This is a genomic window from bacterium, assembly GCA_035380285.1.
Lineage (GTDB): Bacteria > Auribacterota > Erginobacteria > Erginobacterales > DAOSXE01 > DAOSXE01.
Genome location: DAOSXE010000002.1, coordinates 72,607 through 88,673 on the forward strand (window position 1 = coordinate 72,607; position 16,067 = coordinate 88,673).

Annotated in this window: 12 protein-coding genes; all 12 read right to left on the minus strand. The window is 66.4% G+C overall.

What is annotated here, in order from left to right; translation table 11 throughout:
- Positions 1–5: 5 nt before the first annotated feature.
- Positions 6–1,244: a glycosyltransferase gene (locus PLZ73_01455; protein ID HOO76535.1), complete on the minus strand. Its 1,239-nt coding sequence runs from the start codon at positions 1,242–1,244 to the stop codon at positions 6–8.
- Complete coding sequence (gene asnB, locus PLZ73_01460) at positions 1,237–3,036, minus strand: asparagine synthase (glutamine-hydrolyzing) (protein HOO76536.1); 1,800 nt, start codon at positions 3,034–3,036, stop codon at positions 1,237–1,239. The genes PLZ73_01455 and asnB overlap by 8 nt, the downstream gene beginning before the upstream one ends.
- Positions 3,024–4,157 (minus strand): glycosyltransferase, encoded by a 1,134-nt coding sequence (locus tag PLZ73_01465; GenBank protein HOO76537.1) that lies wholly within the window; start codon positions 4,155–4,157, stop codon positions 3,024–3,026. Before PLZ73_01465 ends, asnB begins: the two co-directional genes overlap by 13 nt.
- The gene (locus PLZ73_01470; GenBank protein ID HOO76538.1) at positions 4,154–4,987 is read right to left on the minus strand and encodes a glycosyltransferase; all 834 of its coding nucleotides are present in this window, start codon (positions 4,985–4,987) and stop codon (positions 4,154–4,156) included. Before PLZ73_01470 ends, PLZ73_01465 begins: the two co-directional genes overlap by 4 nt.
- Positions 4,984–6,246 (minus strand): hypothetical protein, encoded by a 1,263-nt coding sequence (locus tag PLZ73_01475; protein ID HOO76539.1) that lies wholly within the window; start codon positions 6,244–6,246, stop codon positions 4,984–4,986. Before PLZ73_01475 ends, PLZ73_01470 begins: the two co-directional genes overlap by 4 nt.
- A gap of 83 nt (positions 6,247–6,329) precedes the next feature.
- Positions 6,330–7,616: an oligosaccharide flippase family protein gene (locus PLZ73_01480; protein ID HOO76540.1), complete on the minus strand. Its 1,287-nt coding sequence runs from the start codon at positions 7,614–7,616 to the stop codon at positions 6,330–6,332.
- Between the two features lie 16 nt (positions 7,617–7,632).
- A complete protein-coding gene (locus PLZ73_01485; GenBank protein ID HOO76541.1) occupies positions 7,633–9,129 on the minus strand; it encodes a radical SAM protein in 1,497 nt (498 codons plus the stop codon).
- Complete coding sequence (locus PLZ73_01490) at positions 9,126–10,841, minus strand: glycosyltransferase (GenBank protein ID HOO76542.1); 1,716 nt, start codon at positions 10,839–10,841, stop codon at positions 9,126–9,128. Before PLZ73_01490 ends, PLZ73_01485 begins: the two co-directional genes overlap by 4 nt.
- Before the next feature lie 6 nt (positions 10,842–10,847).
- Complete coding sequence (alaS, locus tag PLZ73_01495) at positions 10,848–13,502, minus strand: alanine--tRNA ligase (GenBank protein ID HOO76543.1); 2,655 nt, start codon at positions 13,500–13,502, stop codon at positions 10,848–10,850.
- On the minus strand, positions 13,499–13,978 hold the full coding sequence (locus PLZ73_01500; protein ID HOO76544.1) for a regulatory protein RecX: 480 nt from the start codon (positions 13,976–13,978) through the stop codon (positions 13,499–13,501). Before PLZ73_01500 ends, alaS begins: the two co-directional genes overlap by 4 nt.
- Entirely contained in the window at positions 13,971–14,984 is a 1,014-nt protein-coding gene (gene recA, locus PLZ73_01505) for a recombinase RecA (GenBank protein ID HOO76545.1), read from the minus strand. Before recA ends, PLZ73_01500 begins: the two co-directional genes overlap by 8 nt.
- A gap of 2 nt (positions 14,985–14,986) precedes the next feature.
- On the minus strand, positions 14,987–16,054 hold the full coding sequence (thpR, locus tag PLZ73_01510) for an RNA 2',3'-cyclic phosphodiesterase (protein ID HOO76546.1): 1,068 nt from the start codon (positions 16,052–16,054) through the stop codon (positions 14,987–14,989).
- Positions 16,055–16,067: the final 13 nt, after the last annotated feature.

Sequence of the window (16,067 nt, forward strand, 5' to 3'; positions counted from 1 at the left end):
CCTGTTCAGGCAAGGGAATCGAGGCCGAGGGGAGCGAGCCCCCGGGAGAAATTACGCGCCCAGGTGTTTGCCCGGGCCAGCCTGAGGGCGTTTTCCCGGCAACGGCGCCGGAGCGGCGGATCATCGAGGAGGGAAAGCGCCGCCGCCGCGAAATCCCCGGGGTCGGCGCGGCTCACCGCACCCGCCGGTTCTTCCGCGATCGCGCGGGCGACGGGAGGAACCGCGGTCGTGACCACGGGAAGGCCGCAGGCCAGGTAATCGCGGATCTTCATCACGTCGCCGTAGCGCTTGGTCGACTGGGGGTAGTCCGGGTAGGGGGCCAGGGCCACGGCGCTGCGGGCCAATATCCCCGTCAGCTCCGCCGGGTCGGAGACCATCCCCAACACCCGCACCGACCCGGCCAGTTCCGGGTCGCGGGCCCATTCCCTCACCCGCTCCAGTTGCCTCCCCCCGCCCAGTATCCACAGAACCGCGGCCGGCGCCCGGCGGCGGATAAGGGGGAAGGCCTGCATAAGAATTTCGATCCCGTTTTCGAAGTTGACGGTGCCGGCGAAAACCAGACGGTCGGGATCGATCTCGTCTTCGGCGGGAAGGTCGATCTTTTCCACGTCCACGCCGTAGTTGACCGTGACCTGGGGGGCGAGAAGGCGGGGATCGTAACCGAGTTCGTCGATGCGGGCCCGGGCGTAAGCTTCGGAGATGTTCCAGACCAGGTCGCAGCGTCGGCAGCACCACCGGTCCAGCGCCAGGTATGCCCGATTCATCAGGGGGGCGCCATAGCGCCGGGGGGTGAAATCGAAGAGGTAGTAGACGACCTTCCGGGCGCGCCCCGCCCGCCGGAGCCAGACCCCGAGGGCGGCGTTGACCGATTCCATCCCCACCAGAAGGTCGATCGGGCGCCCGGAGGCCGTCGAAGACGCCCAGAGCAACGAGAGGATGTCCCGGAATTTAAGCCGGAGGATGGTGCCGCTCCGGGCCTGGCGTCGCCGGGAGACATGCCACCAGGGCCGCAGCCACCGCGGCAGGGTCCTCCGCTCCGCCAGGGTCCCGTTCCGATAGGTTTCCAGGGTGGGGAGAAGATCTTCGGATTCGGGGAGGGGCTGCTCCAGGATGTGGACCTCGGGAAACCGCGGGACGAAGAAATCGATGAACGGCTGCACCGGACCCGAGGTCCGCAGGCGCACCCCCCCCTTCTTCACCGTGTAGGTGGCGAAGAGAACCACGTTGACGTCCGTTCTAGACATCGCGGTTCGAAGCTTCCCGGCGGAAGCCGAGCAGCCATCGGCGCCAGGCTTCGATCAAAAAGAGTTTCCAGAGGAGAAACTCCTTCTCCTTCTCCAGGGGGGAGTAGCGGCGGGGGCGGAAATCGGCCAGGGCTTCGATCCTTTCCCGGGAGTAATGTTCCCGGGCGAAACTGTCCGGCGCCAGCAGATAGTCGAGCACCTTCCGGCGGTTGCTTTTGAGCACCTCCGCCATGGAGAGGGGAAATCCCAGTTTGGGGCGGGAGGCGATCCGGGGGGGGAGAAGTCCCTCGGCCAGGGCGCGGAGAAAGGCCTTCTCCCCACCGCTCCCCGGGCTCATCTTCCAGGAGGGCGGCAGTCCGAAGGCGAACTCGACCAGCCGGTGGTCGAGGTAGGGGACGCGGGCCTCGACCGAATGCGCCATGGTGGCGTGATCCACCTTCATCAGGTAGTTGCTGGGAAGCTGTTCCTCGATCTCCCAGCGCGAAATCTGCCGGAAGATGTCGGGATCGCGGTAGGCCTCGATCTTCGCCCTCATCCTCCCCGCGCTGGCGGCCGCGCCCCGGAACATGCGGGAGACGGCGTAGTGGTGGAGCCGGGAACGCAGCGGCAACGGCAGGATGGAGAACGGCGGCCGGGAAAGCCGGAACCAGGAGTAGCCGCCGAAAACCTCGTCGGCCCCCTCCCCCACCAGCATCACCTTGACCCGGTGCTCCTTGAGCTTTTCCAGGATGAACCAGATGGTGAAAATCCCGGCGTCCAGGCTGGTGAGGGCGTCGAACGCCGGAATGACTTCCTCGATCCGGCGGCAGAGTTCCCCGGGGTCGAGCACCACTTCGTGGTGCTCCGAACCGATCGTTTCCGCGACCGCGCGGGCATAGGGGCGCTCGTCGAGGCGGTGAAGGAAGCCGGCGGTGAAGGTTTTGATTTTTCCCGGATGCCCCCGGGCGGCCAGAGCGGCCACCAAGGAGGAGTCGAGCCCCCCCGAGAGGAGGATGCCCACGGGGACGTCGGAGCGCAGCCGCAGGTTTACCGACGATTCCAGCAACTCCCGCCCGGCCGCGAGCGCTGAAGGTCGGTCCCCGGGCGCCCGGGGCTCGGACTCCAACCGGTAATACCGGCGCAGCCGGCACGTTCCGGCGGACGGGTCGTATTCGAGAAAATGCCCCGGGGGGAGGCGGGAAAGATTTTCCAGAACCGTCCCCCCCGGACTGTCCAGGAACTGAAAGGCGAGCAGGGACGCCAGCGCCTCCGGGTCCTCCCGGGGCTCCCAGACCTCGCCGGGGAGACGGTAGAACGCCTTGGCTTCGGAGGCAAAGTACAGGCGTCCGGAAGCGAGATGATACAAGCAGGGCTTGATCCCGAAACGGTCCCGCACCAGGTACCCGCGGCCGGAAGAGCGGTCGAGGACGAAAAAAGCGAACATGCCGTTGAAGCGCTCCAGCGCCGCTTCGCCCCAACGCTCCCAGGCCTTCAGCACCACCTCGGTGTCGGTGCCGGATACGAACTCAACGCCGGACGCCTCCAGTTCCGCCCGCAGTTCGCGGTAGTTGTAGACCTCGCCGTTGTAGGCCACGACCAGGGACCCGTCCGGCGTCGCCATCGGCTGATGGCCGGCCGGGGACAGGTCGAGGATGCTGAGCCGGCAGGTTCCCAGGACCGCCGTCCCGGCGGGATCGCTCCATACCCCGCGATCGTCCGGACCGCGGTGCCCGAGCGCCCCCAGCATCCGCCGCACCAGCTCCGGAGCCCGGGCGTCCGGCTCGGCGCCCACTATCCCGGCTATGCCGCACACGGCCCGTCTCCCTCCAACGGCAACAGTTTCTCCAGTATCCGGCCCTTATCCATCTCCCGGGCCCAGGCGAGGGCTTTCCCGGCGACTTCGGCGTAGAGAGCGCGGTCGGCGCACAACCGTTCCACGGCGGCGGCCAGTTCCGCGGAGTCGGCAACGATCCAACAGGCTCCCCGCTCGGCTCCCTCCCGGGCGGTCGGAGTGGCGCCGTCGCAGAGCACGGGCAGGCCCGCGGCCGCGTATTCGCGGATCTTGATGGAATCCCGGTAGCGGTCGAGGTCGGGGTCGCCCCCGTAAAATGCCAGCCCCAGCCCTCCCCCGGCCATTGCCGCCAGGGCCTCGGACCGCGGGAGCATCCCCAGGTTCCTGACCGGCCCCTCCGAAGGGAAAGCGAAGCTCCTCGCCCCCGAGCCGATGACGGTCAGACGGGCGGGGATGCCGCGGGAGCCGAGGATGCGTAGGGCTCCCGAAACAATATCCCGGTCGAGTGAAGCGGAGAGGTGCCCGATCAGAACCAGTTCCCCCGGGTCTCTCTCCGCGGGCGGAATCCTGGGAATCTCGTCGTAAAAGGGGGAGTTGGGCAGCCACGCCACCTTCCCTCCCCCCCCGGCCGCGCGGCAGAGTTCGGCCACCGGTTCCGAAGCGGCCCACACCCCGGCGGCGCGCCGTACCGCCCGGAAAAAGAATTTCCGGTAGGCGGCGTTGAGTATCCGGCCGGGGAAACGGCGCGGGGAATAGTCGACCGCGAGAAAGATACCGGGGCGCCCCGGCCGCAGCAAGGGGACGACCGCGGCGAAATTGAGGGGATCGGCGCAGACGACGGTGAAATCGCCCTGCAGATGCCGGTTGGCCAGATTGGGCGTGGCCAGCATCTCCGCCAGCCAGCGGACGGGTCCGGAGAAAGGGACCCGGGTACGGCCCAGTTCCCTCCAGCCTTCTCCGGCCGCCAGGCTCAGGACGGCGGGCCCCCTGCCCCCCAGGGGATTTTCGATCAGCGCCGCCGAACGGCCTTTGCGGACGACGTATTCGATGATCCGGTCGACCCCCCCCTGCTTGGGACGCCCCACCTCACCCAGGCGGTGGGCGACGAAAAGAAAGTCGCAGCGCTCCCGGGCACGGCTCATCGCCCTCTCCCCCCCCGCAGTATCCGCCCCAGGCAGGATAAACCCACGGCGAACCGCAGGCAGTACATCCCCGCCGCCAGCCCGGGGTGGGCGGCGAGGCGCCGCCACTTGCCGTTCTCGAAAAAAACCCCGCAATACCGGTAATACGGCCCGAACTGCCTGCGGATCTCCGGATCCCCCCGACCCCATTTGGCGATATAGGCGTCGAAGCCCCGGGCGTAATAACGCTTTTTCGCCAGGTAACGCCTCACTCCGAAATTCCCCTCGTCATGGTAGAGGACGGCGGAGGTGATACCGACCGGACCGGCGGCGCGCATTCTCCGATCGAAGTCCCAGTCCTCGGGGCCGTTGAGGGACTCGTCGAACCCCCCCGCGGCCAGGGCCGCCGCCCGGCGGACGAAGCGGACGGCGTCGACGACGGTACCGTCGTAAAACCCCCGCTCGAAATTCCGCACCCTTGCCCACCACCCGCTTCCGACCACCTTTTCCGGAACATAGAGGGCGGCCGCGCCGTCGTGCTCGAACCGGCTCAGGCCCTCCGCGATCACGCCGGCGCCCAGGCGCATGTCGGCGTCGAGGATCAGCACGAACTCCCCCCGGGCCTCCGCCAGCCCCAGGTTGCGCTGGGCCGAGCGTTCGGGACCCCGCTCCAGCACCCGGGCTCCTCCGGAGCGCGCGATCTCCGCCGTCCGATCGTTCGAGGAGTTGTCGACCACCAGAATTTCCAGTTCTCCGGGCGACAGCCCCTGGGCCCGGACGGAGGCCAGGCAGGGGCCGATGTTCTTCTCCTCGTTGCGAGTCGTGATCAGAACCGTCGCCGCCGGGCTCACACGCTCGTCTCCCGTTCCTCTCCCCAGGCGAATCCGACGCAGACAAGCATGGTCAAAAAACCGCCGACGGCCAGGATCGAAACCACGGACGGAAGCCCGGGGTGGTGCAGCGCTATGGCCGCGGCCTGAAGGACGGCCAGAAGAAATATCGCGGGAACGAACCGCATCCGGTGCAGGGAAAGGTTATAGAACCCGGCGGTCCAGGCCAGGGAATAAAAGAACATGGCCAGGGCGAAGGCGAAAACCAGCTCGACGCTGGCCGGGTTGTCCTTGCCCGTAAGCAGTCTCAGAAGAAAACGGGGAGCGGCGGCGGCGGCGGCGACCCCGATCAGGCCCAGGGCGCCCGCCGTCCCCAGACCCTTCACCAAGAGGTGGCGGCTGGCCCGTTTCCCGGCCTGGGCGGCGGCGGCCTTGGGGAAGACGACCACGGCGATGCCTCCGGGAAGATAGAAGACGATTTTCCCCACCATCTGCGCGACCGAATAGTACCCGGCTTCTTCGGGCGAAAAGAATTTCTTGACCAGGTTGACGTCGAAGTTGGTCAGGAGCGCGAAAGAGACCAGGAAAAGAGCGGTCGGCAGGTAATGGCGGCAGATCGGAGCCAGGGGTACCGGCGGAGAATCCTTGGCGGCGACTCCCTCCCGGCGCCCCCATCGGGCGATCAGCCAGTAACCGGCCCCGGCCAGCAGCAGAGGGCCCGAAATATAACCGGCCATCCCCCCGGCCGCGCCCGCGCCCAGGGCGATGCTCCCGGCCCCCACCAGCAATTTCCCGGCGGCGGCGGCCACGGTCAGCCCGGCCAGGGCCGAAAACATCTGGCTCCCCTGGAGAAACGCCTGGGGGACGACCCCGAAGATGGCCACCGCGACCAGCGCGCCGGCCAGCACCATGTATCCGGGATCGTTCAGGTTCTGCTGCCGGGCCAGAAAACCGGCTCCGAAGAGGAAGAAAAGAAAAATCGCCAGGGATGCCGTTCCCAGCATCAAGCTTACCGAGCGCACTCCGCGAAGGATCCGAGCGGGATCCCCCAGTTCGCGACAGCGGGCGAAAAAACGGGCCAGGACCGGCTGGAACGGCAGGGTGAGCTGGCCGAAATACAGGGTGAGAGCCACCACCGAGTTGAGAACCCCGTAGGTTTCGACGTCGAGCAGGCGGACCACGAGGAGATGGTAGGCGAGGTTGAGGGCGTTGACGACCTGGGACCCGCCCACCACCACTCCCGCGTGGCGCAGAAACTCGCTTTTCAGCAATTTTTTCACCGTCCGTATCCCCGGAGGATAGCACATGAATCCCGCCTTGGGGATTTCCAAAGATCCCCCGGGCGGAGCCTTCGTACCGGTCTTCAGAGGACTTCGCGGTCGAGGTCGGCGACGGTGGCCCGGGATCGTGATAAGACCAGCGAAAGCGCCAGCAGGCAGCCGCCCATGACGTTCATGACATGAAGGATGGAGAGGAGCGTGGGGTGGCGGAAATAGATGATCGCGGTCTGAACCGCCGCGCCCGCGACCAGGGGGGCGATGAAGCGGGTGTTGTGGATGGAGAGGTTATAGTAAACAGTCAACCACAGCAGCGCGTAAAGGCTCATGGCCGTGGCGAACGGCACGACCAGCGCCACCGCTTCGGGGGCGGTCTTTCCGGTGAGGAGAAAGAGAACCAGCGAAGGCGAAACCAGGCAGACCCCCACCCCCGCGCCGCAGAAGAGGGCGGTGAGCCCCAGCCCCTTGAGCAGGTAGGGGAAACTGGAACGGGCTTCCACGGCGGCGGTGGTCGCCTTGGGGAAAACCACCATCGACACCGCCCAGGGCAGGAAGAGGATGATCTTGCCGATCATCTGCGCCACCGAGTAGTACCCCGCCTCCAGGGGGGAAAAGAACCGTTTGACCAGGGTTACGTCCATGTTGGTCAGGACCGTAAACGAAACCAGGACCAGGCCGGTGGGAAGATAGTAACGGTAGACGGGAAGCATCGAGGTCTTTTCCGGGGCCCAGGCGCCGGGCCGGAGCCGGAAGCGGCGGGCGATGAGTACGGTTCCCGCGGCCAGGATGAATGCGGGAGTGGCGATGAACCCTCCCACTCCCGCCGCCACCCTGAAACCCGCGGCCAGCAACCCGAAACCGACCGCTACCTTGACCAGGGCCGAGGCGGCGTTGACGGCGGCGAAGGCTCCGAACAACTGGGCCCCCTGCAGGAAGGCGAAGGGGGCCGAGATCATGATGTTGACCGCGATCAGGACCCCGGCCGCCGCCACCCACCCCGCCCCGGGCAGGTTCTGCCAGCGCGCCAGGGGAGCGGATAACACCGCGGAGAGCGCGACCAGGACAATGGAAACGACCCCGAGGTCGAGCAAGCCGCGGCGGTAGACGTATCGAGCCTTGCCCGGCTCGTGGCGGGCGATGAACCGGGCGATGAACCGGGTGAGAGCGGGTTGGAACGGGGGGGTGAACTGGCAGAAGTAAAAGCTGAGGATGACCAGGGCGTTGAAGGCCCCGTACTCCTCGCAGGTCAGTTTCCGGACCATGACCCAGTGGAAGAGAAAGTTGAGCAGGTTGACCAGCTGCAGACCCGCCACCATAACCGCGGTATGGCGGATGAAATCGTCTTCCCACAGCTTGAGAACGCGTCCTTTCATAACCGCCGGACCGAAGTCAGTCTTTCTTTGCGGGGCCGCGGCGAAGGTGGAGGCTCCGGAAATCGGTCAGATGTCCGAGGACCTTCCTGCCCGCCCGGCCCAGAAATCTCAGGTCGTCGACGCTCCTGATCCCCAGAAGCTTGCGGGCGACGAAGACCGGATCGAATGCCACCGTGTACATGCTCCGGACCAGCTTGAGCAGCTCTTCCTCCGGATAGGGCACCTTCATCACCGGGCGTTTCATGTCGTAGCGGTCCCAGTCCTCGGTGGCGAGCCAGCCTCGCTCCCGGCATTCCCGGAAAAGCTCCGTTCCCGGATAGGGGATGACGATGGTCGCCTGCATGGTCCAGGCATACCCGCGGCGCAGCAGGTATTTTCCCAGTTCCAGGGTGCGGCGGGCGTCTTCATAGCTTTCCCAGGGGTATCCGAACATGATGGTGATATGGGGGTAGAGCCCGGCGGCGCGGGCCGCCCGGCACGATTCGACGACCGTCTCCACCTTGAGGTTCTTGTTCAACCGGTCCAGGGTGTGCTGGTTGGCCGATTCCAGGCCGAAGAGGAGAAAGCGGAAACCGGCGGATTTCATCAACCGGTATTCCCGGGGCCCGGCGGCGCCGAAACGGAAATTGCAGTCGAATCCGACCCTGCGGTCGAAACCTCGCTCCACCGCGCCCCGGCAGAAATCCCTCAGCCAGGCGCCGGCGGGGAAGCTGCCGGTGTCGTCCATGATCTCGCGGACCGGCAGCCGACGGCAGATATCACCGATTTCATCCAGGACATTGCCGACCGTTCTCACCCGGAAGGAGGGGTAGAGCCCGGTCCAGGAACAGAACGTGCATTTACCCCACCAGCAGTCGCGGCCGCTCATCAGGTAGGTTCCGGGCGTGCGCCGGTAATTGCCGTTGCGGTAGGCGTAGAGCTCCCATCGGGTCAGGTCCCGGTCGATCGGCGGCGCGGCGTCGAGGTCCGCCGCCGGAAGGAAAGCGCCGGTGGTGGCGATCCCGTCCCCCTCGCGGTACCAGCATCCGGCGGGCGGGGGCAGCGACGGATCCTCGAGGTGCCGGCAGAGCCCGACCAACTGGAAATCGTAATCGCCTCCGGTGACGACGAAATCGACCCGCGAGCGACGCAGCGATTCCTCGGGAAGAGCGGTGACGTGATCGCCCATCAGCACGATCAGCGGCGGTTTTTCGCCGGGGGCGCGGGGCGCGGCCTTGATCTCGCCGATGAGCCGCCAATGCTCCTTGACCACGGGGGTCTTGGTTTCGAAGACGATCAGGTCGGGGCCGAATTCCCGGCTGCGGCGGAAAAATTCTTCCCGGCCCAGCCCTTCGGCCAGGCAGTCCTGCCAGAGTACGTCGTGGCCGAGGTTTTTCAGCCAGGTGGCGGCAACGGCCGGAACCACCGGGTAGATGAAGGTGGGGTCGGCGAAGTACTGGAACTGGCGGTTCTGCCCCAGGGTGGCGTACCCTTCCCCCCCGTCCAGGGGCGGATATGAAAACAGGATCTTCACCCTTCCTCCTCCGGCATCCGGGAAGCCAGCAACCCCCGGAGGAAAGCCCATCCGTATACCGCGTGCGTGGTGACGATCCCGGCCAGGACCATGGCGGCGGTCGGGGGATCGAAAAGATAGCGGGCCGCGCTGAGAAAAGCCGCCCCCAGGTAAAGGGCCGCCGGAACCGCCCAGACGAACTTCCACCAGGGAACGATCAGAGCCGGGAGCCATCCTCCGGCCAGGAACAACAGCCAGATCGAAGGGAGGAAATAGTTGAGACGGCGGGAAGTGGCCGGGAACTTTCTGACGAAATAGCCCCGGTGGAGCCCGTAGCTGGCGAACTGCCTCCAGTGGGGCCGGAAGAGGGGGCGCCGGTGGTGCCGGACCTCGACGTCGGGGTCATAGACGATCCTTCCCCCGCTTTCCCGTATTTTCAGACAGAGAACCGTATCTTCGCCGGGCCACCAGGGGCAATCGAAACCCCCGATTTCTTCCAGAACCGTCTTCTTCACCAGGAGATTGAAGGTGGGGTAATCGTCGACGTCCCGCGGGATTCGGGGGATGACCCGGAAGGCATGGACCCCGCCCACCAGGAGGCTGGCCAGAACCCGGCCGCCCGCCTTCCGGTTCCGGGAATCGTTTTCGGGAGTGGTCCCCGGGCCGCCGACCGCGGCCACGCCGGGTTCGGCGAACCGGCGGACGGCGTTGCGGAGCCACTCTTCGTCGGGGAAGGCGTCGTCGTCGATGAAAGCGACGATCTCCCCCCGGGCGCTTTTCCAGCCGAGGTCGCGTTTGCGGGGAGGGGAGACGGGCCCGGTGGGTATTACCCGCCACGGCCCGGGAAAGCTCTCCCGTTCGTCGGGAAGGAGGATAACCTCGAAATCGGGGTAGTTCAGCTTCTCCAGGTGACGCAGGCACTCTTCCAGGTAGGGGTTGCGGCGGCGGTAGGCGACGACCACCGAAACGGGGGGGTAAGAAGCTGGAACGAACAAGGTGCGGCCGTAATACCCCAGTATCCGCAGCCGGTAAAAAACCGCCAGGGTGTCGATGAGCATCGTCCAGATCGCGTGCGCTCCCACCCTCCCGAACTTTCCCTTGAGATCCACCACCACCGGAGCTTCGGCGATGGCGAAGCCGCAGACGTGGGCCGCGACCAGCAGCTCCAGGTCGAAGGCGTATTTTTTGACCATCACCCGGGGCAGAACGCTCTCCAGGGCCCGGCGCCGGAAAAGCTTGATCCCGGTCTGGGTATCGCGGAGCGGAAGGCCGAAAAGCAATTTGACCAAAAAGAAGTATCCCGCGCTGATCGCCCGGCGCGCCGGGGGGTAGTTGACGGTGGAGGCGGGATGGCGCTTGGCCCCGATGACGATATCGACCCGGTCGTTCTCCAGGATATCCAGGAGGGAGCGGAACTGGCGCGGATGGATATCCAGGTCGGAATCGAGGAAGAAAACCAGTTCGCCCCGGCAGCGGGAAAAACCCCGCCTCACCGCCCAGCCCTTGCCCCGGTTCCCGGAAGAGCCGACTACTTTGATCTCCGGAAACCGCCGGGCGGCGCGCTGGGCTTCTTCCCAGGTTTCGTCGGTCGAGCCGTCGTCGACGACGACGATCTCCCAGGATTTCCCCAGGGCGCGGAGCGCGGCGACGGTTTCCTCCAGGTTGCGGCAGATGTGCCGCCCTTCGTTGAAGGCCGGCATCAGGACAGATATGACCGGATCGCCCTTCGTCACCGGGGTCTACCGCCGCGCCAGGATTTCCCCCAGGGTTTCGACAATTCCCGGGACGGCGGCCACGGCCTCGTTGAGTTTTTCGGGAGATTTTCCCCCGGCCTGGGCCAGGTCGGGTCGGCCGCCGCCGGAACCGTCGACCAAACGGGCGGTTTCGCGGACGATGTCGCCGGCCCGCCAGCCTTCCTTTACCAGATCAGGAGTCACCACCGCCACCAGATGGGCTTTGTCCCGGGAAGCGGCGCCGAGAACGGCGATCCCGGATACCAGCTTCTGAACCAGCATATCCGCCGCCGCCCGCAGTGCCCCCATATCGACCGATCCCAGGTTCGCCGCCACCAGGCGCACGCCCGCCACTTCCCGGGCCCGGTCCAGAAGCGACGCCGATTCTTCGCGGGCCCGGGAGCGGGCGAGATCGTCTCTTTCTTTCTCCAGTTCCCTGACCCGGGCGCCGAGTTTCTCCAGCCGGGAGAGGAGCTGCTCCGGCGAAGTTTTCAACCAGGCGCAGACGGACGCCAGAACCTCGCGGTCGCGCTCGGCGTCGGCCCGGGCGTTGGGACCGCACACCGCCTCGATCCGCCGTACCCCGGAGGCGACGGAACTGTCCGCCCGGAGCCGGAACATACCGATCTCCCCGGTGCGGGCTACGTGCGTTCCCCCGCAGAGTTCGCGGCTGTAGCCGCCCACGTCCACCATCCGGACCCGGTCGGCGTATTTTTCCCCGAAGAATGCCAGCGCCCCCTGGGCTTTGGCCTCGGCCAGGGGCATTTCCCAGATCCGCACCTCGGAATCGTCGGTCACCATTTCGTTGACCCGTTCCTCCAGTTTCCGGATCTGGACGGGGGTCAGCCCCTCGAAATGAGTGAAATCGAACCGGAAATAGTCGGGCCCCACGAAGGACCCGGCCTGGGCGACGTGGTCGCCCACGATCTCCCGCAACGCGTGTTGGAGCAGGTGGGTGGCGGTGTGGTGAGCCTGAATGCGGCGGCGGCGGGACTGATCCACCAGGGCCGAAGCGGCTTCCCCGCAGGAGAGACTGCCTTTGCCGACCCTTACCCGGTGAACGGTCAGGCCTTCCAGGGGACGGACGGTGCCGAGAACTTCGGCCTCGCCGGAGGCCGTTTCGATCGTCCCGGTATCGCCGACCTGTCCTCCGGCTTCGGCGTAAAACGGGGTCCGATCCAGGACGACGTCGGCCTCTTCCCCCGCCTCCGCGCTCTCGACTCTTTCGCCGTTTCGCACCAGGGCCGCGACCGTCCCCCGGGAAGCCAGGTGCTCGTAGCCGGTAAACGGCACGGCCTCCAGCTCCTCGGCCAGGGCCCGGTAGACCGGAGGAACTTCCGCTTCCGCCATCCCTTTCCAGGCTTCCCGGCCCCGGCGGCGCTGTTCCTCCAGCGCCCGGCGGAACCCGTCCCAATCGACCTCCAGTCCTTTTTCGGCCGCGACCTCCTCGGTAAGTTCGGGGGGGAACCCGTACGTATCCGAAAGTCGAAATACCTCGGCCCCCGGGACCGCTCCCCGCCCCGCCGCCGCCAGCTCGGCGGCGAGCCCGTCGATGATCTCCAGGCCCTGGCTGAGAGTGGCGCCGAACCGTTCCTCCTCGGCCTTGACGATGCGGGCGACGTGTTCGCGGCGTTCCAGGAGGTTGGGATAGGCCTCTTCCATCACCCCCACCACCGAGGGGACCAATCGATACAGGAAAGGCTTCTCCAGCCCGAGGGAGCGGCCGAAGCGGGCCGCCCGCCGCAGAAGACGGCGGACGATATAACCCCGGCCTTCGTTGGCGGGGAGAATATTTTCGGCGATGGTGAACGTCAGCGCCCGGGCATGGTCGGCGATGGCGTGGTAGGGGGTCTGCGTCTCCTCGCCGTAGGGACGCCCGGCCAGGCTCGAGATCTCCTTGACGATGGGGATAAAGAGGTCGGTGCCGTAATTGCTCGCCGCTCCCTGCGCGACGAGAGCCAGGCGTTCCAGCCCCATCCCGGTGTCGATTCCGCGACGGGGCAGCACCGAGCGGGTCCCGTCGCCGTTCTGGTAGTACTGGGGAAACACCAGGTTCCAGAATTCGATGTAGCGTTCGCAGTCGCAGCCGGGGGCACATTCGGCGCGGCCGCACCCCCAGGACTCTCCGCGGTCGAAGTAGATTTCCGAGCAGGGGCCGCAGGGACCCTCGCTCCCCGCCGGCCCCCAGAAATTATCCTTCTCCCCCAGGCGCACGATCTTGCGGGCGGCGATGCCGGTCCGCCGGCGCCAGAGATCGAAGGCTTCCTGATCGTCCTGGAAGACGGAAACCCAAAGCCGCTCCCGGTCGAAACCCATGACTTCGGTGACGAACTCCCAGGCCCAGTCCACGGCTTCGCGCTTGAAATAATCGCCGAAGGAAAAATTTCCCAGCATCTCGAAGAAAGTATGGTGCCGCAGGGTCTTGCCCACGTTTTCCAGGTCGCTCTGTTTCCCCCCGACCCGGAGACACTTCTGCACGGAAGCGGCCCGGGCATACGAGAGGGGGGCGTCCACCCACAACGGCTTGAACTGGACCATCCCGGCGGAGGTGAAGAGGAGGGTCGGGTCCGAAGCCGGGACAAGGTCGTCTCCGGGAACGACGGTATGCCCTCTCTCCCGGAAAAACCCGAGAAAGGCGTCTCTGATCTCTTGTGCCTTCATTCCTCCCCCATCTCCTCCAAAATCCGGCCGATCAGGTCCGGGGCGAAGCCGCGGCGGGCAAGCCACGCCCCCAGCTTCCGGCGACGGCGGAGCGGATCGTCGCCGCGGTAGAAGCGGGCGCGGCCGGCGGCCAGCGACCGGGCCAGTTCCTCCTCCCCGTCCTCGGGCATGAGCGCGTCGAGAACGGACCGGATACTATCCCGGGAAATGCCCCGGCGCGCAAGCTCAATTCCGATCAAGCGCCGGGACCGGGGGCGTGCCCGCAGGCGGGAAGTTACCCAGAGCCGGGCGAAGCGTTCGTCGTCGACCAGCCCCGACTTTCTCAAACCGTCCAGGACAAAGCGCGCGGCGGCCTCCCCGAACCCTTTCTCCATAAGCCGCCGCGCCAGTTCCCCGGAACTGCGTTCACGGTAGTCGAGCAGGCGCAGGGCGTATTCCCGGGCCGCTCGGCGTTCCTGTTCTTCGGGATCAGGCATGACCAGGGAAAAGCTTGGCCCTGATCTCCTTTTCGATCTTGGCGGCCAGTTGCGGATCTTCCCTGAGAACGGTCCGGGCCTGTTCCCGGCCCCTCCCCAGGCTGGAATCGCCGAAGTTTATGAACGTGCCCTTCTTCTCCAGAACGCCGGTGGTCAACCCCAGGTCGAGCAGCGATCCCGAGGGGGATATCCCTTCATCGTACATGATGTCGAATTCGGAGGTACGAAAGGGAGGGGCCATCTTGTTCTTAACCACCTTGGCCCGGGTCCTGGAACCGATGACCTCCCCGGCGCTGTTTTTGACATACCCGATCCTCGTCATGTTGATCCGGACCGAGGAATAGAACTTGAGCGCCCGGCCGCCGGGGGTGGTCTCCGGGTTCCCGAACATGACCCCGATCTTCATTCTGATCTGGTTGATGAAGATACAGCAGGTCTTCGACTTGCTGATGGCCGCCGTCAGTTTGCGCAGCGCCTGGGACATCATCCTCGCCTGGAGCCCCACGTGCGTATCCCCGATCTCCCCCTCGATCTCGGCGCGGGGAACCAGGGCGGCCACGGAATCGATGACGATCACGTCCACGGCGTTGCTGCGGACCAGGGTTTCGGCGATATTGAGGGCGTCCTCGCCGGAATCCGGCTGGGAGATCAGCAGATCGTCGAGGTTGACTCCGATGGTCCGCGCGTAGGCGGGGTCGACGGCATGCTCGATGTCGATGAAGGCGGCCACCCCCCCGTTTTTCTGAGCGTTGGCCACGATCTGGAGCGCCAACGTGGTTTTCCCGGACGCTTCGGCCCCGTAGATCTCGACCACGCGCCCGCGGGGCACTCCCCCGATGCCCAAGGCGGAGTCCAGGGCCAGCGTTCCCGTCGAAATCGTCTCGACCTTGACGTCCGCGGCCTTCTTCCCCAGCTGCATGATGGTACCCTTGCCGAACTGTTTTTCAACCTGCTCCAGAGCGAGGTTGAGGGCCTTCATCTTTCCGTCGGCGGCTTCTTTCGCCATGGTCAAACTCCTTCCGCGGGGAGGCTCCCCCCCGGTAATGCATGTTCCGAAAACGGTCGATACACCGCCCCCCGGGGCGTGATCGTGCTTCTGAAAAAAGTTATCAGATCGACCCGGAAGCGGCCAGCAGTTTCGGGCTCCAGGGATTCGAGTTCCCGGGAAAGCCGTGCCGGCGACGCGCCCGGGCGGGGCCGCAGGAGGGTGAGGTGCGGCAGAAACTCCCGGTCGCGGGCGGGGAAGCCCGCTTCCGCCAGGCCGCGGTCCAACGCCGAGGCCAGAGCCTCGAACTCGGCGCCGCCACGGACCAGGGCCGCCCAAACCACCCGGGGACGCCCCCGGGACGGGAAAAACCCGCAGCGGCCGAACTCCGCGGAAAAAGAGGACCCGATCCCGGCGGCGGCGGCGACGACCGCGTCGATTTCATCCACCCGGGCGGCGGGGACTTCGCCCAGAAAGCGGAGCGTGATGTGCAGGTTTTCCGGGGGTACCGGCCGCGCGCCGCCGCCGGAGACGGCCAAACGCCGGGAGAACCCGGAAAATCGAGCGGCCACATCCGGCGGCAGGGGGGCGGCCACGAACACCCGGAAAGCGGAGGGGCCGAGACCTGGGGTCGCCGCCAGGGCCAGCGCCTCCTCCACGGCCCGGACCCTGATCTCCTCCCGGGAACCGGCGAACCGAAAGCGGCGGCATTCGACTCGGGAGCCGGCGACGGCGATATACACCAGTCCCACCGGTTTCCGGTCCGTCCCGCCGCCGGGGCCGGCGATGCCGGTGACCGCAACGCCGATGTCGGTTCCCATCAGTGTTTTCACTCCCGAGGCCATCAGCTCCGCCACCGGCCGGGAGACCGCACCCTCCCGGGAGACGATCTCTTCGGGGACCCCCAGCAACCCGGATTTGACCCGGTTTTCGTAGGCGATCACTCCGCCCGCAAAATACCGGGAACTGCCGGGAAGAGCGCTCAGCGCCGCGCCCAGCATGCCTCCGGTGCAGGATTCCGCGACCGCGATCGTGAGCGCCCGCTCACGAAGCCGGGCCGCCAGTTCGAGGATGTGGCCGCGCGGGTCCATGGTTCCTCCCTTC

Excerpts from the sequence above, each read along its gene's own strand:
- PLZ73_01455 (HOO76535.1), bottom strand. The coding sequence starts at position 1,244 with ATGTCTAGAACGGACGTCAACGTGGTTCTCTTCGCCACCTACACGGTG.
- PLZ73_01500 (HOO76544.1), bottom strand. The coding sequence starts at position 13,978 with ATGCCTGATCCCGAAGAACAGGAACGCCGAGCGGCCCGGGAATACGCC.
- PLZ73_01465 (HOO76537.1), bottom strand. The coding sequence starts at position 4,157 with ATGAGCCGTGCCCGGGAGCGCTGCGACTTTCTTTTCGTCGCCCACCGC.
- alaS (HOO76543.1), bottom strand. The coding sequence starts at position 13,502 with ATGAAGGCACAAGAGATCAGAGACGCCTTTCTCGGGTTTTTCCGGGAG.
- recA (HOO76545.1), bottom strand. The coding sequence starts at position 14,984 with ATGGCGAAAGAAGCCGCCGACGGAAAGATGAAGGCCCTCAACCTCGCT.
- PLZ73_01480 (HOO76540.1), bottom strand. The coding sequence starts at position 7,616 with ATGAAAGGACGCGTTCTCAAGCTGTGGGAAGACGATTTCATCCGCCAT.
- thpR (HOO76546.1), bottom strand. The coding sequence starts at position 16,054 with ATGGACCCGCGCGGCCACATCCTCGAACTGGCGGCCCGGCTTCGTGAG.